This is a genomic window from Streptosporangium sp. NPDC000396 (assembly GCF_042898655.1).
GTDB lineage: Bacteria > Actinomycetota > Actinomycetes > Streptosporangiales > Streptosporangiaceae > Streptosporangium.
Genome location: NZ_JBIAZA010000035.1, coordinates 78,849 through 103,510 on the forward strand (window position 1 = coordinate 78,849; position 24,662 = coordinate 103,510).

Sequence of the window (24,662 nt, forward strand, 5' to 3'; positions counted from 1 at the left end):
TCCTCCGCTCTAGGCCCCGGAACGAGTCGCCTGCTGGCCGGCGTCCCGCTCCGCGAGCAGGTCGATGATTGTGCGGGCGAACAGGTTGCAGGTGCCGCCGGTGCGGGCGGTCACCAGGTCGCCGTCCACGACCACGTCCTGGTCGACATACTTGGCGCCCATGTTGCGCACGTCGCCGAGCAGGTTGTTGTGCGCGACGAGACTGCGCCCGCTGACCAGCTCCGGAGTCGGCGCCATCAGCCAGAGGCCGTGGCAGATGATCCCCTTGATGATCGTGGGCTCGGCGAAGGCGCGCCGCATGAACTCGGTGGCGGGCGGGAGCTTGTCGATGTCCTCGGTGTAGCGGAGCCGGTCGGCGACGATGCCCGCGGGGACGATGATCGCCGAGAAGCTCCGCAGCGTCTCGTCGTCCATGTCCTCGAAGCTCTCGGTGCACTCGAAGGGGATCTTGTACTCGTGCCCGTAGAAGGTCACCGACGGCATGCCCCACAGCCTGCTGAGGAAGTGGACGTCGATCCCCTCCTCGGCGAACCTCAGCCTGTAGTAGAAGATCTCCTGCTCGTAGTAGTCGCTCTCCATGAGAACGGCGATCTTGTGGTTCGCCAGTGCCATGTCCATACTCCTCACTCCTCTCTCCCAGGGCTACGCCTTCGCCGCACCCGCCACCGACCGCAGGTCCGGCACCCGGCTCGCGATGACGAGGTCGATCAGGAAGGGCCCGGGGTGGGAGAGCGCCTTGCGGATGGTGGGGGCGATCTCCTCGGGGCGCTCGACGCGAGCGGCCGGTACGGTCTGCGCCTCCGCCAGCCCGTCGAACCGGAGCTGCGGGTGCGACAGGTCGAAGGAGGTGGGGAACCCGTGCGCGGGGATCCCCTGCTCGCGCCAGTACTCCTCAATATTGATCTTGAGGAGCTCGTAGGAGCTGTTGTTGCAGACGACGAACGTGACGTCCACGTCGTACCTGGCGGCCGTCCACAGCGCCTGGATGGTGTACATGGCCCCGCCGTCGCCGGTGAAGCCCACCACCGTGGCGGACGGATCGGCAAGCTTGAGGCCGATCGCGCCGGGGATGCCGACGCCGAGGGAACCGCCGCGGGTCTGGAAGTAGCCTCCCGGCCGGGAGGCCGGCAGGTAACGCATGAGATCCGGCGACGTCGTCAGCGCCTCGTCGAAGATGACCGCGTCGGCGGGCAGCTGCCGTGCCAGCTCGTCGGCGAACCGTGCGGCGTGTATCGGGTACGCCTCGCGCAGGGACTCGTCCCTGGCCAGTTCGGAGCCGCGCTTCTCGGCGTCCTCCTCCGCCATGACACGGACCCGCTCCGCGGCGCGGGCGCGCCCTTCGGGGGTGGTCACGGCGGTGAGCGCGTCGGCCAGCATGGCGAGGGTGACGGCCGGGTCGGCGACCAGGCCCACGTCCACCGGGAAGCTCTTGGCGATCTGGTAGGGGTCGAGGTCGATGTGCACCACCGGGGCACCGCTGGCGAAGACGCCGTCCAGTGAGGGGAACACCTCGGGGAAGACGTAGGTGCCGCAGATGAGCACCGCGTCCGCCTGCGTGGTGATCTCCTTGCTGTGCTCGCCGAACATGTGCCCGAGCATGCCCCGGAACTGCGGGTGGTTCTGGTCGAGGTTCACTTCCGCCCAGTCGGCGCCCCATACCGGGGCGCCGAGGATCTCGGCGACCGAGGCGAGCTCGGCCTGGGCGGAGGAGAACGCCACGCCGTCCCCGGCGATGATCAGCGGCCGGTCCGCCCCGGCGAGCAGCGCGGCGGCCCGGTCGATCTCCTCCTTCGGCGGTGCCGACCGCGTCACCGGGAACGAGGTCGGCACCACCGGTTCGTTGTTCGCCGCGTCGAGCACGTCGGCGGGAAGCGCGACGAAGACAGGGCCCGCGGGTGCGGTCATGGCGATCTTGAAAGCCCGGCGTAGTACGCGCAGCACCGAGCTCGGGTGGGTCACGCGGGTGGCCCACTTGGTGACGGGACGCGCCATGCCGACCAGATCGGCCGCCATCTGCGCGTCCATCGCGTCGTAGCGCACGCCCGCGTCACCGGCCAGGACCACCAGCGGGCTGTGCCCGCGCATCGCCTGGTACATCATGCCGATGCCGTTGCCCAGTCCCACACCGCTGTGCAGCTGGACCACAGTGGGCCGCCGGGCACCGCGCGCGTATCCGTCGGCCATCGCGACCGCGATGGACTCCTGCAGGGTGCAGATGTACTGGATCTCGGGGTGCTCCTCCAGCGCGTCCAGCAGCCCCTGCTCAACCGTGCCGGGATTGCCGAACACATGACGGACTCCGTCCATCGCCAGCTGTTCGGCGACGGCGTGTCGGCCTGATCTCGCCATGCTGTCTCCTTCGTCGTGTCCGCCGGCTAGGCCGTGAAGCCCCAGCGGCGCAGGCCGTGATCCAGCACCTCGACCACCTTCTGGCCGGTGAGGTAGGAATCGGGCGTCGACCGGCCGGTGATGAACGGGTAGTCGACGATGACCGACGTCTCCTTGCCGAAGTTCCCGATGTACGCGCCACCCGGGGCGGTCGCGTCACGCAGGATGTACTCCAGCGGGTACGGCGGGGGCCCCATCACGAAGTCGGTGCCCATGAAGCCGGTGCCGTCCTTGTAGTCGTATTCGATGCAGTGCCCGGTGACGTGCTTGCCCTGGATGATGCTGTGCCGGTCCTCCTGCTCGCGGGCGAAGGCCAGGCAGGCGACGCCGTAGCATTCGGCGGCGATGGGCTTGTCGAGGCGGCGGAAGGCCAGGATGAGCGCGTGCACCCGGCCGTTGTTGGCGAGGTCCACGATCGGGCCGCTGCCGCCCACGATGAGCAGGGCGTCGTACCGCTCGTCGAGCTCGCGCTGCAGCGCCGCCAGGTCGCGGTTGTAGGCCTCCAGCTTGCGCAGGAAGTCATCCTCGCTGCGGTAGGGCCGCTCGGGCACCCAGCTCGACAGGTCGATCGGGTTGTCCAGGCGGTCGGAGGCCTCCAGCTCCCTGACCTTGCGCGCGGTCTCGGCGCTGGTGACCGAGCGGCCGAGCGGCGGGTCGATGAAGTCGGGGTCCATGCTGACCGTGATGGCGACGGGCCGCTTGCCTGTGGGGGTGACGAAGTCGACGGTGTAACCGGCCTGGTCGAAGGTCTCCAGCGGCCCCAGGAGTTCCTCGCCCCAGTAGCCCCACTCCGAGAGGACGATGAGAATGCGCCGTGGCATCTGCTGCTCCTAAACCTTGTAACGCTTGTTGACGTCTTCGGCGAAGCCCAGGTAGTCGCGGAGCGGCCAGACCACCTCGAACTCCAGGTACTCGCGCATGGGCAGCCGTCCGAGCGCGGTGCGGTCCAGTTCCTCGGTCGACTCGGCGTCGATGATGGCGATCACTCGCTTCTGCGCGGCGACCTTCCAGATCCCGACGCACATTCCGGACTCGATGGTCTCCTTGGCGTGCTCGGTCTCCAGGGCCTCGACGTCCCAGAGTTCCTCAAGGCTGATGCGGCCTTCGTGGTTCCATCGCATCTGCACGTAGAAGAGCATTTCCGTGTCCTTTCAGTTCACGATCGGCGTGGTCTGCTGAACCAGGGGGTGGTCCGCGCCGAAGGTCTCCACCGCGATGTCCCGCGGCGTCTTGCCGTCGTGGCCGACGAGGTCGGTGCGGGCGCCGGCGTCCAGAAGGACCTGCGCGCACTCCGCGTAGCCGTGCCACAGGGAGTCGTGCAGCGGGCTGTAGCCGTTGGTCGCTCCCTGGAAGTTCAGGTCGCAGCCGCCGTGCTCGATCAGCAGCCGGGTGATGTCGGCGTGGCCGTTGTAGACCGCCTTGTGCAGCGGCACGGCGCCGAACACCGGCTCCACGGCGTTGACGTCGGCGCCCGCGGCGAGCAGTTCCCGGACGATCTCCCGGTGCCCGTCCCTGGCCGCGACCAGCAACGGGGTGTGCCCGTCGTTGAAGCCGTTGACCCGGGGGTAGCGGGCGTCGACCTCGACGCCCCGGCTCAGCAGCGCCTTGACCTCGGGCAGGTCACCGGCGACGACCGCCGCCATGAGAAGCTGCTCGGCCGCCTGCGCCTCGTCGGACGCGCTCCTCGCCTTGAGCAGCCGGTCGGCCTCGATCAGCCGGTCCTTGCCGTGCGTGTTGACGTTCAGCTCGTAGGCGAAGTGCTCCTTGAGCGTGAAGCCGTAGTGCGTGGAGAGGTTCAGGCCGGCGCCCTGGTCCAGCAGATACCCCGCGATGTCCGGCCATTTGAACCAGAGCGCGTCCATCAGCGGCGTGTGCCCTGTGGTCGGCGCGACGGCGTCCACGAACGCGCCGGCCTCGACCAGCGCCCGGACGACGTCGAGACTGCCGCCCTGAATCGCCTTGTGCAGGGTGCTGGCCCCGGCTCCCGGCTCGGCGGTCAGGACGTCCGCTCCGGCGTCGAGCAGGGTCGTCACCGAGGCCAGGTCTCCCCGGCCGGCGGCGATCATGAGCAGGGTGAGGCCGTTACCGGGGTCCCGGGTGTCGGGGTCGGCGCCGTCCTTCAGCAGGCGGCCCAGTTCGTCGGCCCGACCCGCGTGAACGGCCGCCAGCGCCTCGGCACTCATGCCGTGCCCCTCAGCGCCCTGATGATCTGCGACGGGTCGGTGTAGGACTTCCAGCGGACGATCTTCCCGTCGGAGATCCACAGCCGCTGGACGAACTCGATGTCGAACTCCATGCCGGTCGGGCGCACCACGGACCGCTCGCGGATGATCCCCGTGGCCTCGTCGCCGTCGACGAGGAGCCGGGTGAGTTCTTCGGACTTGACGTCGACCAGGCCGGTGAAGACCTTGAAGGACTCGAGGACCGCCTGCGGCCCCCGGTAAGTGCCGATCCACGGCATGTCGTCGTTGAAGCCGGGCACCGGCGTGTAGTTGATCCACTCCACGTCCTCGGCCAGGCAGCTCAGCGCCGTGTCGATGTCGCTCGAGGTCAGGGCCGTGAACCAGCGCTCCGCCACTTCTCTCGTGGTCGCCATGCCCGTCACTCCTTCCTGGATGAACTCGATGAGGTTGCCTTCGGGGTCCCGGATGAAGAACGCCGAGACCCCCAGTTCGGGGACCGTGACCGGGTCCATGGCCAGCGGGATGCCCGCCGCCAGGACCCGGTCGCGGGCCGCCTCGATGTCGTCGACGTAGCAGGCCAGCTGCGTGACTCCGTACACGAGCGCGTGGCCGGGGGGCGCGGGCAGCGTCAGGCCGACGCCGCCCGCGGGCTGGAGCAGTTCCAGCCTCTGCTCCCCCAGCGCCAGGTAGGCCACGCTCGCCCCCAGCTCGGGGAACTCGTGTCGCCTGGCCACCGTGAATCCCAGCGTGTCGGCGTACCACGCGGCGCACCGGTCGAGATCCCGTACGGCCAGGCAGGCCGAGAGCCTGGTCACTGACGCGCTCCCAGATCGATCACCTGGAAGGCGTCCGTGCTGCGAACCATGTCGGCGATGTCGGGGTCGGAGCACAGGACGGTGATCTGCTCGTCCATCGACATGTGCGCCTGCGCGACGAGGATCTCGTTCAGGGCCGCGCGGGAGAGGGAGGTCACGCCGCGCAGGTCCAGCTCGGTCTGCGTCACCTCGTCGTGGAGCGCGTGGTTGAGCGCGTGCCGGAGCTTGACGAGCTGGTCGCCGGTGAGGTCACCGCTGCAGGTGATCCTGGCGGTGCCGTTGTCCAGCGAGTACTGGGCGTCGGCGGTCATCTCCACCGGAGCGATCCGGACCCGCACCCGCAGGTCGGTCAGGGACTCGGGAAGCCGCACCTCCAGCGCCTCCGGGTCGAAGTCGGCGTGCGGCGCCCCCTCGATCCAGACGTGCGTGATGCGGACCTTGCCCTTGGGCAGCAGGTCGGGCGCCACCCGCAGGGTCCGGTCGGAGTCGGGCCTCGGCTTGAAGTGCAGTTCGAGCGGCGACTGCGCGACGAGCAGCCCGATGTAGACCGCCGACAGGTAGCACAGCTCCATGGAGTGGTATCCGGACATGGAGTGGCTGCCCTTGAGCCGCTCGGTGCCGACGAGGTACGGCAGGCCGTTCGCCAGCACGTTGAAGTAGACGCCGCCGTCGTCGTGGTCCAGGAAGTGGGCGTTGTAGAAGGACTGGGCCTCCCGCGCCAGGCGGAGGTATTCCTTGTCGTCCAGCGAGCCGGCGAGGATCAGGTAGGCCAGGATGGCCTGCTCCTGCTGCCACCAGGCCTTGCGGTCGTGCCAGACGAACCTGTGCTGGGTCTCCGAGCCGCGCAGCGTGCGCTCGACCACGTCGTACCAGCCGCCTCTGCGCTGGTCGCTGCCCACGCCGGGCATCGAGTCGGCCAGGCGCCGGGCCAGCTCGACGTACTTCTCGTTCGGGGAGTTGTGGTGGACCCGCATCAGGTTCCACGCGATCTTGAGGTTGTGCCCCACCACGGCGCGGTCCTGCTGCCAGCCCCAGGTGCGGTCGGGGCTCCAGTCTTCGTGGAACCGTTCCTGGACGAAGGGCGAGGTGGCGTCGGGGAACCGCTCCAGGATCGTGTCCGCGGTCCGGACCAGGAAGTCGGCCAGGTCCTGCCGCCCGGTGGCGATCACCGCGTTGATCAGGTAGGCGGGGGCGTGGTCGCCCACGGAGTTCCAGTTCTTGCGCGCCCGGTTGCCGCCCAGCCGGTCAGAGCGGGGGTCGAAGCTCACCGGGTCCAGGTGGGAGAAGTAGCCGCCGTTCTCGTCGTCGTGGAAGTACCGCTGGAACAGCGTGATCGTCTTGTCGACGTCCTCGAGGATGCGCGGGTCTCCGGTGGCCCGGAAGGTCTGCGTGGGGCCGGCGAGCGCGTAGATCTGCTCGTACATGGGGATGGCGTCGTAGTCGTCGCCGAACTCCGAGGCGTAGATCTTCCGCTGGCCGTCGGCCGAGATGTCGACCCCGTGGTACCAGTACGCGGTGCCCTCGCGGGTGTCCTTGACCCGCATGTGCTCGCGCAGGTACTCGGTGCCGCTCTCGGCCGCCTCCAGGAAGCGGTCCTCACCGGTGAGGAGGTAGGCGGTGGCCAGGCCGTACACCAGCCGGGAGATCGTGTCGGTCTCCTGGCGGTGCTCGGGGGATATGTAGTCGGGCGTGTGGGTTCCGGCCAGGGTGAGCTTGGTGCGGTAGTTGCGCCAGTCGTAGTTCCCGTCGGGGAACTGACCGCGCAGGTAGAAGTCGCCGATCGCCCGCGCCTGGTCGATCCACCAGCAGGGGTCCTCGAAGACGAACTCGCCCCGGTAGGTCTCGGGGAAGGTCAGCTGCTTGGCCTCGAAGCGGAACCCGCCGTTCTGCGGGTAGTTGATCCCGTAGGCGTACAGGAAGCGGCCGGGGACGAGCATCGACCGGGTTTCCCCTGTGGTGTCCCGGTACGGCTCACCCAGGTTGCGGACGATGCTGGAGGAGAGGTTGTCGGCCAGGTAGACCTCGACTGGATCGCCGCCGCTGGTTCTCAGCGTGACCCGGTCGTTGGCCGGATCAACGGCCTCCACATAACCGGCGACGGTGTCGGAGAAGGAATAACTCATGATTCCTCGCTTCGCGTCGTTTCTGTTCCTTGTGTCGGTTCTGACAGCAGGACGACCACGCTTCGCCCGGCGGCACGGTAGACATCGGCGTCCATCGTGATTCCTTCGCCGGGCGCTGTGATGTCGTCGGGGCCGGGCAACGAGGTGTCGACGGCTCGGCGCCACCTCCTTCCGGGGAGGGTGGGGATCTCGAAGTCCAGCTCCAGGTGGAACATGTTGAGGATCACGTGCAGATCTGGCTCGTCCCCCATGCCGGCCATCGTGTAGGCCAGCGCGTGGGCTCCGGGGTCGCCCCAGCCGGGGCTGTTGAGCCGTGTCCCGTGCCAGGTCACACCCGGTAGGCCCCGCTCGTTCGGGGCGTCGGAGAGGAATTCCGGAGACCTCAGGACCGACATCCGCCTGCGGAACTCGACCATCCGGCGGAAGAAGGAGAGGATCTCCGTGTTCTTGTCGACGAGGGCCCAGTCGAACCAGGTGGTCTCGTTGTCCTGGCAGTAGGTGTTGTTGTTGCCTCCCTGTGTGCGGCGGACCTCATCGCCGCTCAGGATCATCGGCACACCCCTGCTGAGCATCAGGATGGCGAAGAGGTTCTTGATCTGCTGGCGGCGCAGCGCCTCGATGGCCTCGTCGTCCGTCGGCCCTTCGACACCGCAGTTCCAGCTGTTGTTGTCGTCGGAGCCGTCCTGGTTGTTCTCCCCGTTGGCCTCGTTGTGCTTGCCGTTGTAGGAGACGAGGTCGTTGAGGGTGAAGCCGTCGTGCGCGGTGATGAAGTTGATGCTGTTGGTCGGCAGCAGGCCCTGCGGGCCGAACAGGTCCGCGCTGCCGCCGATCCGGGAGGCGATCTCGCCGACCAGGCCGGCGTCTCCGCGCACGAAGCGCCGGACATGGTCACGGAACGGGCCGTTCCACTCCGCCCAGCGCTTTCCGGGGAAACGGCCGACCTGGTAGAGGCCCGCCGCGTCCCACGGCTCCGCGATGATCTTCGTGTCGGCCAGCGCCCTGGACAGCTCGATCCCCCACAGGACCGGTGGCGACTCCATCTCGGCGCCGTCGATGCCCCTGGAGAGTTCCGAGCCCAGGTCGAACCGGAAGCCGTCGACGTGGTGCTCGGTGACCCAGTACTCCAGGCACTCGATGATGAACTTGGCGGTCATCGGGTGATTGGCGTTGATGGCGTTTCCGCAGCCGGAGTAGTTCATGTAGTACGACCGGTCCGCGGGCCAGAGGTGGTAGAACAGCTCGTTGCACTGCCCGCGGAAGCTGACGGTGGGGCCGCGTTCGTCGCCCTCGGTGGTGTGGTTGAAGACGACGTCCAGGATCACCTCGATGCCCTCGCGGTGCAGCGCCTTGACCATGTCCCGAAATTCCGTGACATGGGTACCGGCGTCCGGTGTCTGGCAGTAGTCGGAGTGCGGGGCGAAGAACCCGAAGGGGTCGTATCCCCAGTGGTTGCGGAGCGGCTGGCCGTCCGGCCCGTACCGGAGCACCTCCTGTTCGTCGAAGTCGAAGACCGGCAGCAGCTCGACGGCGGTGATTCCCAGGCTCTTGAGGTAGGGGATCTTCTCGATGACCGCCGAGAACGTGCCGGGGTAGGCACAGCCCGAGGTGTCCGACCGCGTGAATCCCCGGACGTGCATCTCGTAGATGATCGTGTCGGCGAGCGGGACGCCGAGGGGGGTGTCCCCCTCCCAGTCGTAGTGCTGGGTGTCGATGACCACGCTGCGCATGGACGTCGCGACGTTGTCCTCGGTGCCGACCGCCAGGCCCCGATCCCACAGGGTGTTGACGTTGCCGCGGGCGTAGGGGTCGATCAGCACCTTCGAGGGGTTGAACCGGGTGCCGTTCCTGGCCGGGTCCGCGGGGCCGTCCACCCGGTAGGCGTAGATCTGTCCCGGCCGCAGGCCGCGGACGTAGCAGTGCCAGAAGTGGAAGCTCTTGTGCTCCAGCGGGATGGTGCGGGACGGCGTGGGCGCCCGGTCGGAGTCGAAGAGGAGCAGGTCGACGCTCGTGGCGTGTTCGGAGTACAGGGAGAAGTTCACCCCGTCACGGTCGGGTGTCGCGCCGAGCGGCTGCGACCTCCCGGGTTCCACCCGTAGTTTCGTTTTTCGCATTGGTACCTACCACCTAGGCATAGGTGAGATCGGCCCTGGCTATGCGGCCGTCTCGGATCTGGAAGTCGTAGTAGGCGCGGAAGCCCCCGCTGCCGCCGGGTGCGAACTGCACGAGCACACGGTTTCCGCCTTCGCGCGGGGTGTTCTCCAGCACGTCCAGGCGGCCGCCGATCACCTCGTTGTCGACCCAGGCCCTGATGGCGTCGGCGCCCTTGATCTCACGGCCGACGTCGGAGACGACGCCGTCCGCGTGGAAGGCACTGACGACCTTGTCGAGGTCCTTGCTGTTGACGGCGTCGACATACTGCTTGACTGCGGGGTCCAGCGTGGCCAAGGCGTCTCCTTGTTTGGCGGACGGGGGGTTTGCCGGAGCGGCGGAGGAGGCACCGCCCGCCGGGGCCGCGCCCGCGTCAGGAGCCTTCTCCGTCCCCGCGCACCCGCTCGCGGCGGCGAGGGCGAGAACGAGAAGGGATGCGGGAAGAATCGATCGCAAATTCATGGCTCTCCTTCTTCTCGGTCACGTGCAAGACCTGTCATCCGGTCGCTTGCAGGACCTCTCGGCGATGGATCCAGGACAGGGCATCCTCCGCGCTGGACAGCTCGGTCCCGATGGGAAGCCGGACCTCCGAGGGAACGGTGATCCGGGGATAGACCTTCACCCCGTCCAGCAGGACGCCGGGCATGACCCGTACCTCGTCCCCGAGAGCGGTGAAGTTGCGGGCGATGACGGGCTGGCTCCGGGTGGAGCGCAGGTCCGACATCGCGCCCACGTAGACGTCGGTCAGCTGCGCGTACGGCCCGACCGTCGTGCCGTCGTGACACGCCACGTTCTTCAGCACGGCGCCCTCGCCGATGTCGGCGCCGTCGCCGATGTCGGCACCGCTGAGCCGTACGCCGGGCCCGATCTCCACGTGCCGGCCGATACGCACCCGGGGACCGACCACCACCAGACCGGTAGCGATCTTCTCTGCCAGGGTGGTGCCGGTCAGCGGATCCCTGGCCCGCAGGCTGCTCTCGTGGATCCAGCAGTGGGCGCCGAAGGGGCTCACCTCGCCCAGGCCTTTCTCGACCCGGGTGTAGCCCCCCGCGAGCACGGCTCGCATGGTGTCCAGGTAGTCGACCGGGGTGCCCAGGTCGCCCATCCGCTGGACGTCGTGACACTGGACGTGGTGGCCGTTCGTCACCAGCCACGGCAGCAGGTCGTGTCCCCAGTCGAGCCGGCTCCGGGCCGCCTCGACGAGCCGCGGATCACGCGCGATGCGACGCAGCGCGCCGCAGTCGATCAGATACATGCCCGCGCTGGTCGGCAGCGTGGTTCCCGAGGGCGTCCAGCGGGCCAGCCTGGCTCGATCGGGCTTCTCCATGAACCCGGTCACCCGGCTCCGCTCGTCGACCCTCATCACGCCGTACTTTCCGGCGATCTCCTCGGGCAGCCGCTGGACGGTGGCGACCGTGACCACCGCCCCGCTCTCCCGATGCGCGGCCGCCATCGCGGCCAGGTCGAAGTCGAAAAGGGAGTCGACAGGAAAGACAAGCGCCGTTCCTGAGAGGTCGCAGTACTCGATGTTGTGCAGCGTCGCGGCCGCCGATCCCGTATTGACGTGATCGAAGCGGGTGCGGGAATACTGAACGTCTATTCCATGCCGCTCACCGTGCCCGATGAGCTGACGGATCTGCGCGTGGTTCTCCCGGCCTTTGGCCACCACGTGGAACCGTCCCACGCCCTGCTCCCGCAGATCGTCCACGATCCACTCCAGAAGAGGGCGTCCGACGATCGGGATCAGTGCCTTGCTTCGCAGATAGTCCTGTGATTCCAGAGTGAGTGGCAGCGCACGCTCGCCTCGGCCGCCCGCGAGGGCGAGACCCGTGATCTCTTTGGACGAGCTACCGCCGTAAACCTGCGTCAGTCCGTCCAAAGCCACGGAGAGCGACAGTCCCTTCCCCATTTGGCTCCCCAGTCCACGCGTTCCGGGAACGCGTTCTTCGCTATGGAGCCATCGAATCTCCGGGGAAATGGCAGATCAATGCCACGGACCATAGATGAGATTCGTTCACACCGAAGGGATGATCAAGGGTGTCTCTTTGGAGGCATTTACTAAATCCATGGAGATTTGTCAATCTGTCAGTAAGGAATCAGAAGGGCTCCCCACCCAGAAGAAACCTGCGAGAAAAGCAGGCGGCCCGCGCCTCCCTCCGGGGGAGACACGGGCCGCCTGTGACAGGAGATCAGACCTGGATCCGGCGCTCGACGGCGTCGGCGATCTCGTTGATCGCGTCCTCGATCGGAATGCCGTTCTTCTGCTCGCCGTTGCGGAAGCGGAAGGAGACCGCGCCGTTGGCGATGTCCTCGTCGCCGGCGAGGAGCATGAAGGGCACCTTGGACTTCTGCGCGTTGCGGATCTTCTTCTGCATCCGGTCGTCGGAGGCGTCCACCTCGATGCGGATGCCCCGCTCGCGGGCCTTCTTGGCCACATCCTGCAGGTAGGGCACGTGAGCCTCGGCGATCGGGATGCCGACGACCTGCACCGGGGCGAGCCAGGGCGGGAACGCGCCCGCGTAGTGCTCGACCAGGACGCCGAAGAAGCGCTCGATCGAGCCGAACAGCGCACGGTGGATCATGATCGGCTGCTGGCGCGAGCCGTCGGCCGACTGGTATTCCAGCTCGAAGCGCTGCGGAAGGTTGAAGTCGAGCTGGATGGTCGACATCTGCCAGCTCCGGCCGATGGCGTCGCGAGCCTGCACCGAGATCTTCGGCCCGTAGAACGCCGCACCGCCCGGGTCGAGGACGAGTTCCAGGTTCTCCGACTCGGCCACCTCGCGCAGGGTCTCGGTGGCCTCGTCCCAGTCTTCGTCGGTGCCGACGAACTTGACCGGGTCCTTGGTCGACAGCTCAAGGTAGAAGTCGTCGAGCCCGTAGTCGCGCAGCAGGTCCAGGACGAACCTGAGCAGCGACTTCAGCTCGTCGCGCATCTGGTCGCGGGTGCAGTAGATGTGCGCGTCGTCCTGGGTCAGGCCGCGGACGCGGGTCAGGCCGTGGACGACGCCGGACTTCTCGTAGCGGTAGACGGTGCCGAACTCGAACAGCCGCAGCGGCAGCTCGCGGTAGGACCGCCCGCGCGCCCTGAAGATCAGGTTGTGCATCGGGCAGTTCATCGGCTTGAGGTAGTAGTTGGCGCCCTCAAGCTCCATGGGCGGGAACATGCCGTCGGCATACCAGTCGAGGTGGCCGGAGGTCTTGTAGAGGTTCTCCTTCGTGATGTGCGGGGTGTTGACGAAGGAGTAACCCGCCTCCTCGTGCCTGCGCCGCGAGTAGTCCTCCATGACGCGGCGGATCACGCCGCCCTTGGGGTGGAAGACCGGCAGGCCCGAACCCAGCTCGTCGGGGAAGGAGAACAGGTCGAGCTCGGCGCCCAGCTTGCGGTGGTCGCGCTTCTCGGCCTCCTCCAGCAGGTGGAGGTATTCGTCCTGCCTCTCCCGCGACTCCCAGGCGGTGCCGTAGATCCGCTGGAGCTGCGGGTTCTTCTCGCTGCCCCGCCAGTAGGCGCCGCCGGAGCGCATCAGCTTGAACGCCGGGATGGACCGGGTGCTCGGCACGTGCGGGCCGCGGCACAGGTCCTTCCAGCACAGGTCGCCGGTCTTGGGATCGAGGTTGTCGTAGATGGTCAGCTCTGCGCCGCCCACCTCGACGTCGGCCCCGTCCTCCGCGCCGGCACCGCCCTTGAGGCCGATGAGCTCCAGCTTGTACGGCTCCGCGGCCAGCTCCTCGCGCGCCTCCTCGTCCGAGACGACCCGGCGGGAGAAGAGCTGCCCCTGCTTGACGATCTCGCGCATGCGCTTCTCGATGCGCTTGAGATCGTCGGGGGTGAACGGGCTCTTGACGTCGAAGTCGTAGTAGAAGCCGTTCTCGACCGGCGGGCCGATGCCCAGCCTGGCCCCGGGGAAGATCTCCTGGACGGCCTGGGCCATGACGTGCGCGGTGGAGTGGCGCACGATGGCGCGGCCGTCGGGGCTGCCGGCCGGGACCGGCTCGATCACGTCGCCCTCGGCGACGAGGGCCGCGAGGTCCTTCAGCTCGCCGTTGGCGCGGGCGGCGACCACGGAGCGGCCGTCGGCCTCAAGGGCGTCGCCGTACGTCGTGCCCTCCGCCACCACACGCTCGGCTCCGGCGAGGGTGACACGAAGTTCTGGCACGGCGGACACGGTTGCTCCTTGAGAGAAGACGACGGTTAGGTCTAGCCATCGATGCTACCGGTGTCCGCCACGGAATATCTCAGGCGCTGCGGCGCCGGCGGTACCCCAGTGAGGTGAGTTCGGCCCTGGTGCCCAGGAAGACGTTGCGGTCCAGGGGCCTGGTGGAGTGCTGGTGAATGGTCCATCTCCGCCACGGCCCCGGAACGTCCGGCCTGCCCGTGGGGTGGTCGGGCGCGGAGATCCAGAGCGGATAGCCCTCCAGACCGTCGCAGTTGCCCTTCTGCGCGAACGTCAGATACGTGTAGACCACCGGACGCACCTCGGCCTGCGCGGTGACCACCTGGCACCAGCGGCGGGCGAAACGGGCCACCTTGTGAGGGGGCATACGGTCGCTGGTCTCCAGGTCGAGCGCGAGCAGATCGCCTCGGCGTAGTCCCCCTGCCTGCCCTACGACCTGCAGGAAGTGGTTCGCCTGGGCCTCCGGGTCCCCGGTGGGACGGGCGAAGTGGTAGGCCCCGCAGACCATCCAGTTCTCCCGCATGCCCGTCCAGTTCCGGCCGAACCACCGGTCGGTGAAACGACCTCCCTCGGTCGCCTTGGCGAAGGCGAAGGCGACCCCGTTCCTGGCGTGACGGTCCCAGTCGACGGCGCCCTGCCAGTTCGACACATCGATGCCGTGCAACATGGCGGCCACGCTATTGATCGGGAATGCGGGGCACACGCCCAACGCTCCCTCGGCGTACTGCCATTGCGGCGGCTTTGACTAGGCTTGGCCGGTGTGAACGCAGCAGCTCAGACCACCGGCGCCCACGGCGTCGGCATCGCGACCATCACCTCCGGCGGGACCGTGCTCGACACCTGGTTCCCCTCCCCCCAGCTGGGTGAGCCCGACTACCCGGGCACCAGGCGCCTGACCGAGGAAGAGGCCGTCCGCGCGCTCGGTTCCGGAGTGACCGCGCTGCTCGGCCCGGACGAGGACCGCGGCGTGGAGGTGGTCGCGGTGTACACCGGGATCGCCAAGCTGTCGGAGGCGCCCGCCGACGCGCACGACGCCTACCTCCGTCTCCACCTGCTCTCGGCCCGTCTCGTCCAGCCCCACGGGCAGAACCTGGACGGCCTGTTCGGCGTGCTGAGCAACGTGGTGTGGACCAACCACGGCCCGTGCCCGGTCGAGGACTTCGAGACGGTACGGCTGCGCCTGCGCGCCCGTGGCCAGGTGACCGTCTACGGCGTGGACAAGTTCCCGCGGATGATCGACTACGTGGTGCCCAGCGGCGTCCGGATCGCCGAGGCCGACCGCGTCCGCCTCGGCGCGCATCTGGCCAGCGGCACGACGGTGATGCACGAGGGGTTCGTCAACTTCAACGCCGGGACCCTGGGCACCTCGATGGTCGAGGGCCGCATCTCGGCGGGCGTGGTCGTGGATGACGGCTCCGACGTCGGCGGCGGCGCCTCGATCATGGGCACCCTGTCCGGCGGCGGCAAGCAGGTCATCTCGGTCGGGCGCCGCTGCCTGCTCGGCGCCAACAGCGGCATCGGCATCTCCCTCGGCGACGACTGCGTCGTGGAGGCCGGCCTCTACGTCACCGCCGGGACCAAGGTCACCCTCCCCGACGGCCAGGTCGTCAAGGCCGCCGAGTTCTCCGGCGCGTCCGGCCTGCTGTTCCGCCGCAACTCCGTCTCCGGCGCCGTCGAGGTCGTCCCCCGCGAGGGCACCGGCGTGGAGCTCAACAGCATCCTGCACGCCAACGACTGACGGCCCGGAGCGGGCCGCGCATCTGACAAGGTTGATCCACAAACCTCGTACCCCTGAGGAGTGGCATGACCGGTCGGAAAGCGGCGCGCGGTGAGAGGGTCGCGGCGGTGGCCGCCCGATGGCTCACCGGATTTTTCGCCCCGCAGGTGCTGGTCATCGTGTTGCCGCCGCTCGTCGGGCTGGTGACGGACGGCTGGTCCGGCGCCGGGTGGGGGCTGGTGGCCTCGATGCTGTGCGGCGGGGTCCCGGCCGGGGTGATCCTGGCCGGGGTCCGCTCCGGACGGCTGGACTCCCACCACCTGGTCGACCGGGCGAGCCGGACGAAACCGCTGCTGGTGGCGGTCGTGGCGGTGCTCGTCGCGCTGGTGCTGCTGATCTGGCTGGGGGCGCCCAGGCTGCTGGTCGCCACGGTGGCCGCGATGCTGGCCGCGCTGGCGGTGACGGTGCCGATCACGCTCTGGTGGAAGATCTCCTTCCACGCGGCGGTGTCGGCGGGCACCGTGGTGGTGCTCGCCCACGTGCTGCCGGCCGTACCGGCCCTCGGGGTGGGCGCGCCGATCGTGGCGACGGTGTGCTGGGCCCGGGTACGGCTCACGCACCACACCCCGGCCCAGGTCGTCGCCGGAGCCCTCATCGGCGCCGGTACGGCCTGGGCGACCCTGGCGGCCTTCGGCGCCTGATCCATGAGCATCCGTGAAGGCGGGATGGAGCATGATTGCCGTCATGTCGAAAAATCATGACTCGCTATGGTCGATCCGCTCGGACAACTCGATCCTGTCCATCGGTTCGACCAACTCGATCCTCTCGATCGGGTCCGTGGGCTCGGTGCTGTCCATCGGCTCCATCGGCTCGGCCGCGTCGGCGTTCTCGATCGGCTCCGTGCTGTCGGTCGGCTCGATCCTGTCGGCGCTCGCCCCCTGGTCCATCATGTCCTGGCGGTCCAAGAAGGCGATCATGAAGGCCGGTCCGGTCAGAGCAGGGTCTTGAGGAACTCCCGCGTCCGGCCGTCCGGGCTGTACTCGGCGGCGACGAAGTCGGTGACCCCGGCCTCGGCCAGCGACTCGATCTGAGCGGACACCTCGCCCTCGTCGCCGACGATCGCCACGTCGGCTGGGCCCGCGGCGCCCTCCCTGTCGAGCATCGCCCGGTAGGACGGCAGCTGGCCGTAGATCTCGAACACCTCTCCGGCTCGGGTCCTGGCGGCCTCGACGTCGTCGGTGACGCAGACCGGGAGCGCGCAGACGATCCTCGGCGCGGGCCGCCCGGCGGCCCGCGCGGCCTCGGTGACGGCCGGCGCCACGTGCTGGGCCACGGTCCTGGGACCGGTCATCCACAGCACGGTGCCGTCGGCCATCTCCCCGGCCAGCCTGAGCATGCGCGGGGCCAGCGCGGCGATGAGCACGGGCATCTCCCCCGCACCCGGCGTCGTCAGCCCGAGCTGCGCCTTGAGGGTCTCTCCCTCGAACGCCACCTGCTCCCCGCGCACGAGCGGGACCAGGACGGACAGGTACTCACGCATGTGCCGGGCCGGCTTGTCGAAGCTGTAGCCGTACATGTTCTCGATCACGATCTGGTGCGACAGGCCGATGCCGAGCGCCAGCCGCCCCCGCAGGGCGGTGTTGACCGTGAGCGCCTGCTGGGCGAGCACCGCCGGATGACGCGGGTAGGTGGGGACGACGGCTGTGCCGAGCTCGATCCCCGGCACCTGGCGGCCGGCCACGGCGAGCGCGGTCAGTGCGTCGAGGCCGAAGATGTTGGACATCCAGGCCGAGGAGAAGCCGTCGTCGGCCGCCCGGGCGATCCGCTCCTGAAGCCTGTCCAGCGCGTCCGGTCCCTCTAACTGGTCGAGAAGCAGCCCGATTCGCATCACTACCGAACTCCGTTCTAGTCGTTCGGGCCAGTCTAGGACGCGACCCGGCGGCCGGCCCCGGCCACGGGCCTGGCGCCCCGGCCACCCCCTTGGCCTATACCCCCTCCGACTTGAGCCCTCGCCGCTCGTCTCAGAGACGGGCGCCCGCCGCCATCGGCGTGACGTCGAGACGGCCGTCGTCACAGACCGTGGCGGTGAAGGGGATCTCAAGATGCGCGACCTCGTCCGGCGGAATGATCATCAGTCGCGCCGACGCCGGGCAGGTGGTTTCGCGCCCGCTCTGGATCACGGTCCAGTGGAGCCGGGCGTGGGCGTCGGCGCCCGGTCGCAGGGTCACCCTCTGCGGCCGGATGTTCTGCCTGCGCGCCCTGGTGCGCAGCGCGTCGCCGTTGCCGTCGAACATGACCAGGCCGACGAAGCCGTAGACCCAGCAGGTCTTCGCGGAGGTGTTGGTGAGCACCAACGGCGCATACCGCTGCCCCGCTCCCGCGTCCACCGTGCCCACGCGCGCCCGGAGTTCCTCCGTACGGCAGCGTTTCACCGCCTCCGCCGTGGAGGAGCCCGCGGCCCTGAACGTCACGTCCTCGACCCCGGCCCGCGTCCTGGGGGCCGGATCCGCGACCGCCGTACGTCCTGGAGGTTTCGCGAGGGCGGAGCCCGCCGGCGCGCCGTCCGGCCCGAGCCGCCCGGGTGCGGCACACGCCACGCCCGCCGCCAGCACCCCCGCCGTCACAAAGGAAACGGCCGAAAGCCGCCCCGCCCTGCTGATCCGTTTCATAGCTTTTCAGACGCGCGTCGCATGGATTTTGTTCGCCTGATCGCCACGCGGCCCTTCCTCCGGCGATCACTGCTTGCCGGACCTCGGCGGCGGAGGGCTCGGGCACACGTCACCCGCGTGTTGGACCCGCATATAGCCGGACCAGGGTGTATGAGTTGTGGTGTGAGGGCGGAAGCCGGACGTTCCTTCGTCAAACCGCCCCACCGGACGGCCGCTGGAGGCGCGTGAGACCTCCGTCTGGCCGTTTTCATGAGGCTCGGGCCCTCCAAGGCGGCACCCAGCCGGTGAGGCCCGTCAGGCGGGCGTGGTGGCGTGAGTTTGGAGGGACGGCGCCACCACGCCTCGGACCGAGGCCCTGACCCGCCCGGCGCCCCGGAGTGGATCATCGGACGGCGTCCCGGGACGACCCGGAGACGGAACGGCCGCGAATCGATCGTCACCGCCACCCTTGGCCGGGCGGGGTTCGCCGCCGGCGGAAGCGAGGGCGTGATGGCGACGAGGGAGCGAAACCATGCCGCGGGGAGCGGATCCCAAGATCCCGTCTCAAAATCTGGTACCGAACGGCCCGGAACAGTAAAAAGCCCGGAGATTGTTGACAACCTCCGGGCCCTTACCTTGTGGGCGATACTGGGATCGAACCAGTGACCTCTTCGGTGTGAACGAAGCGCTCTCCCGCTGAGCTAATCGCCCGCCCTGTCTGGCTCCTTGCGGTGCCGACGTGGAAAACCATACAGCAATCTGGAGCCGCTGGCGAAGTGACGCCTTCAAGGGAAGATGATCTTGAGGGCGACACAACCGGAGACCAAAGGCCTGAGGATGCGTCCAGCGGGGCGGTACGGTGTCATACCATCGTCCTCATCCGAAGACACACCGTACGACCCAAGCTAGACCCGTATGCCCGAGACGCCCCCCTAGGGGAGTCGACGGTGACCAAAACGATACGCAAAACCCTTGTAAATAAGGCCCTGTTGGTGATGTTTAGCCAGGTAGATGCCTAAATGTCGCGCTGTGATGTGTGTTACAGAAGGGCCTGGAGGCGGAATCTTTCCTACAGGTTTCTTTGTTCCGCGTCTTAGCTCGGGACAGAGTCCGTCCGAGCAGTGAAAGCCCCGAAGAGGGGACCGACGACGAAAAAGGTTTGGCTGACGATGAACAGCTCCACCGTCTCTGCCGAGCTGGGCCTTCGGCTTGTGGTCCCCGACCGTACTACCGTCCCCCTGCTCGCCGGACTGAGCTACACGGCCGACGATCCTTACGCGATCCGAATGGCTTTTCACGTGGGGAACGACGAACCGGTCGAGTGGATCTTCGCTCGCGAGTTGCTGACAGTCGGCATCGTGCGGCGAGTTGGTGACGGAGACGTCCAGGTGTGGCCGGCGCGCGCCGACGGCGAGCGCACCCTGCACATCAGTCTCACGTCACCGTTTGGACAGGCCCTGTTCGAGGTGCCGCTGGCTCCCCTCACGGAGTTCCTGCACCGGACCTACGAACTGGTTCCAGCCGGTCGCGAGACCGACTTCATGGACCTCGACGCCGAGCTCAGCAACATGCTCTGGAGTTCCTGACCGGCCGGCTCCCTCCAGGCCGGGTGTGGCGGCACCGCGCTCCCGGAGCGCGGTCTCAGCCGCCGAGCAGCTCGCGCATCCGGGCGATCTCGACACCCTGCCCGGAGAGGACGTCCTTGGCGGTGGCCAGCATGGTCCGGTCCGTACCGTCCTGGAGCTGCCGCCTGGCCATCTCCAGCGCCGCCTGGTGATGAGTGATCATCAAACTCAGGAAGAGCCTGTCGAAGGCGGCTCCCCTGGCGGCCCTGAGCCGGTTCATCTGTTCCTGGGTGACGGTGTGGTCGTCATGCCCCTCCCAGGTCCTGCCCACCGCTTTCAGCCATGACGTCATGGCCGCGATCTCGGCCCGCTGCGCGACGGTGATCCGCTCGGCGAGCGTCCGCAGAGCCCGGGACGACGATCGAGGGGCGACCAGGGCCGCCATCTCCAGCGCCTGCCGGTGATGCGGGATCATGCCCTCGGCGAACCGCACGTCCGCTCCCGTCACCTGGGCCTCGGATTCGCCGAGGCGCTCGCCCGGCTTCGCCGTACGGCCGGCCTCACCCGGGCCGCCCGGGATGATCACCGGTGCTCCGGTGCCCGCGACCAGCGGGGTCCGCTGCCCGGTCTCGCTGCCCGCGCAGCCCGCCAGGAGCGATGCCATCAAGATCATGGCGATAACCTCATACGGCCCGCACATCCATCGCATAAGCCCAATAATGGGGCAAGACGACTACCTCAATGGGGGCACTGTGCGATCGATCGCGGCGTTCGGACTGGCGGCACTGCTCCTGGTAGCCGGATGCGCCGCGGATCCCGAACCTTCGGCCCCCCAGGCCGCCCCCACCGCCGCCTCGGCGAGCCCGGCCGGCTCCGGGGACGTCATGCACAGCGCCAACGTCACACACGTGGCCAACGTGCCGCTGCAGGCACCGCTCGACGGACCCCAGGCGTGGGGTACCGACCTGGCCTTCCAGGACGACCACGTGTTCGTCGGCAACTACGACGGCTTCAGCGTGTTCGACGTCTCCGATCCGGCCAAGCCGGCCGTGGTCAGCCGGGTGCTCTGTCCCGGTGAGCAGAACGACGTGTCGGTGAGCGGGAACCTGCTGTTCCTGTCCGTCGACTCACCCCGCGGCGGCCCGGAGTGCGAGAGCAGACGAGGCGGGCAGGGCGAGGGCTGGGAAGGCATCCGGATCTTCGACATCACCGACAAGACCCACCCCACCTTCGTCTCGGCGGTCCGCACCGAGTGCGGCTCCCACACTCACACCCTCGTCCCGGGCAAGGACGACGGCACGATCTACCTCTACGTCTCCTCCCCCGGCCCGATCCCCCAGTCGAGGACCTGCCCGGCCCCTCACAACACCATCTCCGTGGTCGAGGTGCCCATCAAGAACCCGGCCGGCGCCAAGGTGGTGTCACAGCCCGTGCTGTCCGGCGGGGACGGCGGGAGGGCCCGGAAGATCGGGGACTACACGGACGGCCTCGGCGGCTGCCACGACATCACGGCCTATCCCGAGAAGAACCTGGCGGCGGCCGCCTGCTTCGGCGACGGAATCCTGCTGGACATCTCCGACCGGGTGAATCCCAAGGTGCTCCAGCACGTGCGTGACGAGGAGAATTTCTCGATCTGGCACTCGGCCACCTTCGACAACACCGCCACCAAGGTGGTCTTCGGCGACGAGCTGGGCGGCGGAATAGGCGCGACCTGTGACTCCTCCACCCCGAAGAACCACGGGGCAAGCGCCGTGTACGACCTCACCGCGGACCGCACGCTCAAGCTCCGCGGCTACTTCAAGATCCCCAGGGAGCAGCAGCCCGACGAGAACTGCGTCGCGCACAACGGGGCGCTGCTGCCGATCCCCGGCAAGGACGTCATGGTCCAGTCCTGGTATCAGGGCGGGGTGTCGATCTGGGACTTCACCGACCCGGAGAAGCCGCGGGAGATCGGCTTCTTCGAGCGCGGCCCCGTCAACGGGGTCGGCGGTTCGTGGTCGGCCTACTACTACAACGGCTACATCTACTCCAGCGACATCACCAAGGGCCTGGACGTGCTCCGGATCGACGACCCGCTGACCGACCCGGCCAAGAGGGTCACGCTGAAGGAGCTGAACGCCCAGACCCAGGTGTCCTACCCGGAGTGACCCGTCACGGGTCGAGGTCGGCGGCGCTCCGCTCGGCGAAGACCTCCATCGCCTTGGCGGTGATCGGGCCGGGCGCGACCGGCAGCACGGTCTGGTCGACCGCGCGGATCGGCTGGATGTCGCGGGTGGTGGAGGTCAGGAACGCCTCTTCGGCCTCGTAGAGGGCCGACAGCGGGACGTCCTCCTCGGAGCCGCCGCACCACTCGAGCACCAGCGCGCGGGTGACCCCGGCCAGGCAGCCGGAGGCCAGTGTGGGGGTGATCAGCCGGCCGTCGCGGACGATGAAGATGTTGCTGCCGGTGCCCTCGCAGAGGTTCCCCGCCAGGTTCTCGAAGATCGCCTCGCCGCCGCCCCTGGCCTTGGCGTAGAAGAGAGCCTTGGCGTTGTCGCCGTAGGAGGTGCTCTTCACCCCGGCGAGCGCGCCGCGCTCGTTGCGCGGCCAGGGCACGACGGTGACGTCGGCGGTGGCCGGGAACGGCTTCTGCTCGTCGACGATCACCACGCTGGTGCAGCCCTGGTCCCCGCGGTCGGAGCCGAGCGGGCCGGGACCGCTGGTGTAGGTGATGCGGATCCGGCCGAGCCGCCATGGGGGCGCCTCGGCCAGGCAGGCCCGCACGCCCGCGGCGATCGCCTCGACGTCCGGCTCGGGCAGGTCCATGCGCTGGGCCGAGAGCCGGAGCCGATCCAGGTGACGGGTGAGCGCGAAGGCCGCGCCGTTCTCGCATTTGGCGGTCTCGAACACGCCGTCCCCGACCATCAGGCCGTGGTCGAACACCGAGACGGTGGCCTGCTCCGGTTGAATAAGTTTCCCGTTGACCCATACGGGCACTTTCATGCAGTTCCTCCTGAACCTGCTGAACCTGACGTGGAAGCGAGGGCGATGAGCCGCGAGGCCTTCAACTCGGTCTCGAACCACTCACGCCGTGGATCGCTGCCCCAGGTGATGCCCGCGCCCGTGCCGAAGTGGATCTCATCGGATGAGAGCCAGAAAGTGCGGATGCCCACGGCCAGCGACGCTCGGCGACGGTCGGCGTCGACCCAGCCCACGGCTCCACAGTACGGCCCGCGCGGCTCGGGTTCGAGCTCATTGATGATGCGCAAGGCAGAATATTTTGGGGCACCGGTCACGGAACCGGGAGGAAATGTTGCAGAAAGCAGCTCAGGCCACCCGAACTCCGGCGCGAGCCGGGCCCGGACCGTGGAGACCAGGTGCACCAGGCCCGGATGCTCCTCGACCTCGCAGAGCGCGGGCACGCTCACCGAGCCGACCTCGGCGACCCGGCCCAGGTCGTTGCGGACCAGATCGACGATCATCACGTTCTCGGCGTAGTCCTTCTCCAGCAGGTCCCCCGCGACGACCCCGGTCCCCTTGATCGGCCTGGACTCGATCACGTCGCCGTCCCTGGACAGGTAGAGCTCCGGAGAGGCCGACACCACGCTCAAACCGGGCAGGCTCACCGTGGCGGCGTAGGGGGCGGGGTTGCCCTCCGCCAGCCGTACGGCCAGCGCCAGCGGGTCCGCCTCCCCGGGCTCCCCGGGCAGCGGCGCGGACAGCACCCGGCACAGGTTGGCCTGGTAGACCTCGCCCCGCTCGATGTAGTCACGGATGCGGCGCACGCCGTTCTCATAGGCGGCCTGATCCAGCGAGCTGCGCCACGACGACGGGTGCGGCCCGCGCCAGGTGCCGCGCGGCGCGGGCAGCGGCGCGAGCCGGACGTCGTCGAACCTGGCGCACGTGACCTTGCCCTCGTAATCGACCACGACCGCCCACCACCCCTCGCCGTCGAGCGCGGCCAGGTCGGTGGTGACGTCGCGGAGCTGGGTGGCCAAATAGCCACTTACGTGGACAAATGAGTCGTGCACTCCGCTATTGTCCCGCTGCCTCGCTCAGGTAACGCACCAGCGTCCGGGCTGCGGGCAGAATCGTGTGCGGCAGGGCGGCGTAAACGGTCCGGCGCGGGGCGAGGTCGCCCAGGGAGCGCAGCACGAGCTCCGGCGGGACGGCCCGCGCGGCGATGGCGGGCACCAGCGTGACGCCGAGCCCCGCCGCGACGAACCCGAACTTGCCCGTCCACTCGCTGATCCTGACCGTGGCGCGGGGGGCGAATCCCGCACGGGCGCAGGCCTCGGCGAGCATGGTCGTCCGGCCGGGCGGGGGCGCCTCGATCCAGGTCTCCTCGCGCAGCTCCCGCAGATCGACCCTCTCCCCCTCCGCCAGCCGATGGTCGCGGGGGAGCACGACCATCAGCTCGTCGACCACCAGCTCGACGAGCTCCACCTCGTCGTCGTACGGCAGGCCGGACGGGTAGTCGCTGATCACGGCGACGTCCAGGCTTCCTTCACGCATCCGGCGCAGCAGGCCTCCGCTGGGGCCCTCGACCGGGACGAGCTCGACCTCGGGGAACTCCCGGCGGAAGGCCCGCAGAGCGCCCGGGACCAGGGCGACGTTGGCGGTGGCGAACGCGCCGACGCGCAGCCGTCCCCGGTAGCCGCCATGGATGCCGGCCAGCTCCTCCTCCGCCCTGGCCAGCTGGTTCAGGACGACCAGCGCGTGGTGGTGGAGCGCCTCACCGGCGGGCGTCAGCCGTACGCCGCGGGCGAGCCGCTCGAACAGCGGGCCGCCCGCCTGCTGTTCGAGGGAGGCGATGCGCCGGGAGACCGCGGACTGGGTGTAGTTCAGCAGGGCCGCCGCCCCGGTGAAAGAGCCGGTCCGGGCCACGGCGTCCAGCAGTCGCAGCGCGTCAGCGTCGAACACA

Annotated in this window: 23 protein-coding genes and 1 tRNA gene; 5 read left to right on the forward strand and 19 right to left on the reverse strand. The window is 68.7% G+C overall.

Annotation, left to right across the window (positions count from 1 at the left end; genetic code table 11):
- Window positions 1-9: 9 nt before the first annotated feature.
- From ACFY2X_RS39385 to ACFY2X_RS39440, 12 genes are all read right to left on the reverse strand, one after another.
- On the reverse strand, window positions 10-612 hold the full coding sequence (locus tag ACFY2X_RS39385; RefSeq protein WP_389948186.1) for a DJ-1/PfpI family protein: 603 nt from the start codon (window positions 610-612) through the stop codon (window positions 10-12).
- Between the two features lie 30 nt (window positions 613-642).
- Complete coding sequence (locus ACFY2X_RS39390; protein WP_389948187.1) at window positions 643-2,349, reverse strand: thiamine pyrophosphate-binding protein; 1,707 nt, start codon at window positions 2,347-2,349, stop codon at window positions 643-645.
- Between the two features lie 26 nt (window positions 2,350-2,375).
- Window positions 2,376-3,209, reverse strand: coding sequence for a type 1 glutamine amidotransferase domain-containing protein (locus ACFY2X_RS39395; protein WP_389948188.1), 834 nt, complete (start codon window positions 3,207-3,209; stop codon window positions 2,376-2,378).
- A gap of 9 nt (window positions 3,210-3,218) precedes the next feature.
- Window positions 3,219-3,527: a muconolactone Delta-isomerase gene (locus ACFY2X_RS39400; protein WP_389948189.1), complete on the reverse strand. Its 309-nt coding sequence runs from the start codon at window positions 3,525-3,527 to the stop codon at window positions 3,219-3,221.
- 12 nt (window positions 3,528-3,539) lie between these two features.
- Complete coding sequence (locus ACFY2X_RS39405; RefSeq protein WP_389948190.1) at window positions 3,540-4,571, reverse strand: ankyrin repeat domain-containing protein; 1,032 nt, start codon at window positions 4,569-4,571, stop codon at window positions 3,540-3,542.
- Complete coding sequence (locus ACFY2X_RS39410) at window positions 4,568-5,386, reverse strand: VOC family protein (RefSeq protein WP_389948191.1); 819 nt, start codon at window positions 5,384-5,386, stop codon at window positions 4,568-4,570. The genes ACFY2X_RS39405 and ACFY2X_RS39410 overlap by 4 nt, the downstream gene beginning before the upstream one ends.
- On the reverse strand, window positions 5,383-7,509 hold the full coding sequence (locus tag ACFY2X_RS39415; RefSeq protein ID WP_389948192.1) for an AGE family epimerase/isomerase: 2,127 nt from the start codon (window positions 7,507-7,509) through the stop codon (window positions 5,383-5,385). The genes ACFY2X_RS39410 and ACFY2X_RS39415 overlap by 4 nt, the downstream gene beginning before the upstream one ends.
- Window positions 7,506-9,620, reverse strand: coding sequence for a glycogen debranching protein GlgX (gene glgX, locus ACFY2X_RS39420; RefSeq protein WP_389948193.1), 2,115 nt, complete (start codon window positions 9,618-9,620; stop codon window positions 7,506-7,508). Before glgX ends, ACFY2X_RS39415 begins: the two co-directional genes overlap by 4 nt.
- 13 nt (window positions 9,621-9,633) lie before the next feature.
- Complete coding sequence (locus tag ACFY2X_RS39425; RefSeq protein ID WP_389948194.1) at window positions 9,634-10,119, reverse strand: nuclear transport factor 2 family protein; 486 nt, start codon at window positions 10,117-10,119, stop codon at window positions 9,634-9,636.
- A gap of 34 nt (window positions 10,120-10,153) precedes the next feature.
- Window positions 10,154-11,566: a sugar phosphate nucleotidyltransferase gene (locus ACFY2X_RS39430; protein ID WP_389948195.1), complete on the reverse strand. Its 1,413-nt coding sequence runs from the start codon at window positions 11,564-11,566 to the stop codon at window positions 10,154-10,156.
- A 280-nt stretch (window positions 11,567-11,846) separates the two neighbouring features.
- A complete protein-coding gene (thrS, locus tag ACFY2X_RS39435) occupies window positions 11,847-13,820 on the reverse strand; it encodes a threonine--tRNA ligase (RefSeq protein WP_389948196.1) in 1,974 nt (657 codons plus the stop codon).
- A 70-nt stretch (window positions 13,821-13,890) separates the two neighbouring features.
- Window positions 13,891-14,496 carry a glycoside hydrolase family 25 protein gene (locus ACFY2X_RS39440; protein WP_389948197.1) on the reverse strand — a complete coding sequence of 202 codons (606 nt, stop codon included), beginning with the start codon at window positions 14,494-14,496 and terminating at the stop codon, window positions 13,891-13,893.
- A gap of 93 nt (window positions 14,497-14,589) precedes the next feature.
- Here ACFY2X_RS39440 and dapD point away from each other — a divergent pair, with 93 nt between their 5' ends.
- The 3 genes from dapD to ACFY2X_RS39455 all read left to right on the forward strand — a co-directional run bounded on the left by dapD (window position 14,590) and on the right by ACFY2X_RS39455 (window position 16,554).
- Window positions 14,590-15,567: a 2,3,4,5-tetrahydropyridine-2,6-dicarboxylate N-succinyltransferase gene (gene dapD, locus ACFY2X_RS39445; RefSeq protein ID WP_389948198.1), complete on the forward strand. Its 978-nt coding sequence runs from the start codon at window positions 14,590-14,592 to the stop codon at window positions 15,565-15,567.
- Window positions 15,568-15,632: 65 nt separating this feature from the next.
- Window positions 15,633-16,247 carry a hypothetical protein gene (locus ACFY2X_RS39450; protein ID WP_389948199.1) on the forward strand — a complete coding sequence of 205 codons (615 nt, stop codon included), beginning with the start codon at window positions 15,633-15,635 and terminating at the stop codon, window positions 16,245-16,247.
- 43 nt (window positions 16,248-16,290) lie between these two features.
- Entirely contained in the window at window positions 16,291-16,554 is a 264-nt protein-coding gene (locus ACFY2X_RS39455) for a hypothetical protein (protein ID WP_389948200.1), read from the forward strand.
- On the opposite strand, the gene ACFY2X_RS39460 is transcribed toward ACFY2X_RS39455, so the two are convergent.
- The 3 genes from ACFY2X_RS39460 to ACFY2X_RS39470 all read right to left on the reverse strand — a co-directional run bounded on the left by ACFY2X_RS39460 (window position 16,538) and on the right by ACFY2X_RS39470 (window position 18,905).
- Window positions 16,538-17,434 carry an LLM class F420-dependent oxidoreductase gene (locus tag ACFY2X_RS39460; RefSeq protein WP_389948201.1) on the reverse strand — a complete coding sequence of 299 codons (897 nt, stop codon included), beginning with the start codon at window positions 17,432-17,434 and terminating at the stop codon, window positions 16,538-16,540. The two genes, ACFY2X_RS39455 and ACFY2X_RS39460, sit on opposite strands and share 17 nt — an antisense overlap.
- Before the next feature lie 133 nt (window positions 17,435-17,567).
- Complete coding sequence (locus ACFY2X_RS39465) at window positions 17,568-18,215, reverse strand: DUF4232 domain-containing protein (RefSeq protein ID WP_389948202.1); 648 nt, start codon at window positions 18,213-18,215, stop codon at window positions 17,568-17,570.
- A 618-nt stretch (window positions 18,216-18,833) separates the two neighbouring features.
- Window positions 18,834-18,905: transfer RNA gene (locus ACFY2X_RS39470), tRNA-Val, on the reverse strand.
- Window positions 18,906-19,363: 458 nt separating this feature from the next.
- On the opposite strand from ACFY2X_RS39470, the gene ACFY2X_RS39475 reads away from it, so the two are divergent.
- On the forward strand, window positions 19,364-19,780 hold the full coding sequence (locus ACFY2X_RS39475; RefSeq protein WP_089210725.1) for an SsgA family sporulation/cell division regulator: 417 nt from the start codon (window positions 19,364-19,366) through the stop codon (window positions 19,778-19,780).
- 55 nt (window positions 19,781-19,835) lie between these two features.
- Here the strand turns inward: ACFY2X_RS39475 and ACFY2X_RS39480 are convergent, their stop codons facing one another.
- The gene (locus tag ACFY2X_RS39480; RefSeq protein WP_389948203.1) at window positions 19,836-20,432 is read right to left on the reverse strand and encodes a DUF305 domain-containing protein; all 597 of its coding nucleotides are present in this window, start codon (window positions 20,430-20,432) and stop codon (window positions 19,836-19,838) included.
- Window positions 20,433-20,511: 79 nt separating this feature from the next.
- Here ACFY2X_RS39480 and ACFY2X_RS39485 point away from each other — a divergent pair, with 79 nt between their 5' ends.
- Window positions 20,512-21,906 (forward strand): LVIVD repeat-containing protein, encoded by a 1,395-nt coding sequence (locus ACFY2X_RS39485; RefSeq protein ID WP_389948205.1) that lies wholly within the window; start codon window positions 20,512-20,514, stop codon window positions 21,904-21,906.
- 4 nt (window positions 21,907-21,910) lie between these two features.
- Here ACFY2X_RS39485 and ACFY2X_RS39490 read toward each other — a convergent pair whose 3' ends face one another.
- Genes ACFY2X_RS39490 through ACFY2X_RS39500 form a run of 3 tightly spaced genes read right to left on the reverse strand, consistent with a single transcriptional unit; the run spans window position 21,911 to window position 24,661 of the window.
- Complete coding sequence (locus tag ACFY2X_RS39490) at window positions 21,911-22,741, reverse strand: aminotransferase class IV (protein WP_389948207.1); 831 nt, start codon at window positions 22,739-22,741, stop codon at window positions 21,911-21,913.
- Window positions 22,738-23,769, reverse strand: a complete 1,032-nt coding sequence (locus tag ACFY2X_RS39495; RefSeq protein ID WP_389948209.1) for a chorismate-binding protein — start codon at window positions 23,767-23,769, stop codon at window positions 22,738-22,740. Before ACFY2X_RS39495 ends, ACFY2X_RS39490 begins: the two co-directional genes overlap by 4 nt.
- A 4-nt stretch (window positions 23,770-23,773) precedes the next feature.
- On the reverse strand, window positions 23,774-24,661 hold the full coding sequence (locus tag ACFY2X_RS39500; RefSeq protein WP_389948211.1) for a LysR family transcriptional regulator: 888 nt from the start codon (window positions 24,659-24,661) through the stop codon (window positions 23,774-23,776).
- Window position 24,662: the final 1 nt, after the last annotated feature.

What these genes read in the sequence shown, in the direction of transcription:
- ACFY2X_RS39480 (WP_389948203.1), bottom strand. Translation starts at nt 20,432, where the DNA reads ATGATCTTGATGGCATCGCTCCTGGCGGGCTGCGCGGGCAGCGAGACC.
- ACFY2X_RS39385 (WP_389948186.1), bottom strand. Translation starts at nt 612, where the DNA reads ATGGCACTGGCGAACCACAAGATCGCCGTTCTCATGGAGAGCGACTAC.
- glgX (WP_389948193.1), bottom strand. Translation starts at nt 9,620, where the DNA reads ATGCGAAAAACGAAACTACGGGTGGAACCCGGGAGGTCGCAGCCGCTC.
- ACFY2X_RS39430 (WP_389948195.1), bottom strand. Translation starts at nt 11,566, where the DNA reads ATGGGGAAGGGACTGTCGCTCTCCGTGGCTTTGGACGGACTGACGCAG.
- ACFY2X_RS39455 (WP_389948200.1), top strand. Translation starts at nt 16,291, where the DNA reads ATGTCGAAAAATCATGACTCGCTATGGTCGATCCGCTCGGACAACTCG.
- ACFY2X_RS39475 (WP_089210725.1), top strand. Translation starts at nt 19,364, where the DNA reads ATGAACAGCTCCACCGTCTCTGCCGAGCTGGGCCTTCGGCTTGTGGTC.
- ACFY2X_RS39390 (WP_389948187.1), bottom strand. Translation starts at nt 2,349, where the DNA reads ATGGCGAGATCAGGCCGACACGCCGTCGCCGAACAGCTGGCGATGGAC.
- ACFY2X_RS39400 (WP_389948189.1), bottom strand. Translation starts at nt 3,527, where the DNA reads ATGCTCTTCTACGTGCAGATGCGATGGAACCACGAAGGCCGCATCAGC.
- ACFY2X_RS39440 (WP_389948197.1), bottom strand. Translation starts at nt 14,496, where the DNA reads ATGTTGCACGGCATCGATGTGTCGAACTGGCAGGGCGCCGTCGACTGG.
- ACFY2X_RS39450 (WP_389948199.1), top strand. Translation starts at nt 15,633, where the DNA reads ATGACCGGTCGGAAAGCGGCGCGCGGTGAGAGGGTCGCGGCGGTGGCC.
- ACFY2X_RS39395 (WP_389948188.1), bottom strand. Translation starts at nt 3,209, where the DNA reads ATGCCACGGCGCATTCTCATCGTCCTCTCGGAGTGGGGCTACTGGGGC.
- ACFY2X_RS39490 (WP_389948207.1), bottom strand. Translation starts at nt 22,741, where the DNA reads ATGAAAGTGCCCGTATGGGTCAACGGGAAACTTATTCAACCGGAGCAG.
- ACFY2X_RS39425 (WP_389948194.1), bottom strand. Translation starts at nt 10,119, where the DNA reads ATGAATTTGCGATCGATTCTTCCCGCATCCCTTCTCGTTCTCGCCCTC.
- ACFY2X_RS39460 (WP_389948201.1), bottom strand. Translation starts at nt 17,434, where the DNA reads ATGCGAATCGGGCTGCTTCTCGACCAGTTAGAGGGACCGGACGCGCTG.
- ACFY2X_RS39465 (WP_389948202.1), bottom strand. Translation starts at nt 18,215, where the DNA reads ATGAAACGGATCAGCAGGGCGGGGCGGCTTTCGGCCGTTTCCTTTGTG.
- ACFY2X_RS39405 (WP_389948190.1), bottom strand. Translation starts at nt 4,571, where the DNA reads ATGAGTGCCGAGGCGCTGGCGGCCGTTCACGCGGGTCGGGCCGACGAA.
- ACFY2X_RS39415 (WP_389948192.1), bottom strand. Translation starts at nt 7,509, where the DNA reads ATGAGTTATTCCTTCTCCGACACCGTCGCCGGTTATGTGGAGGCCGTT.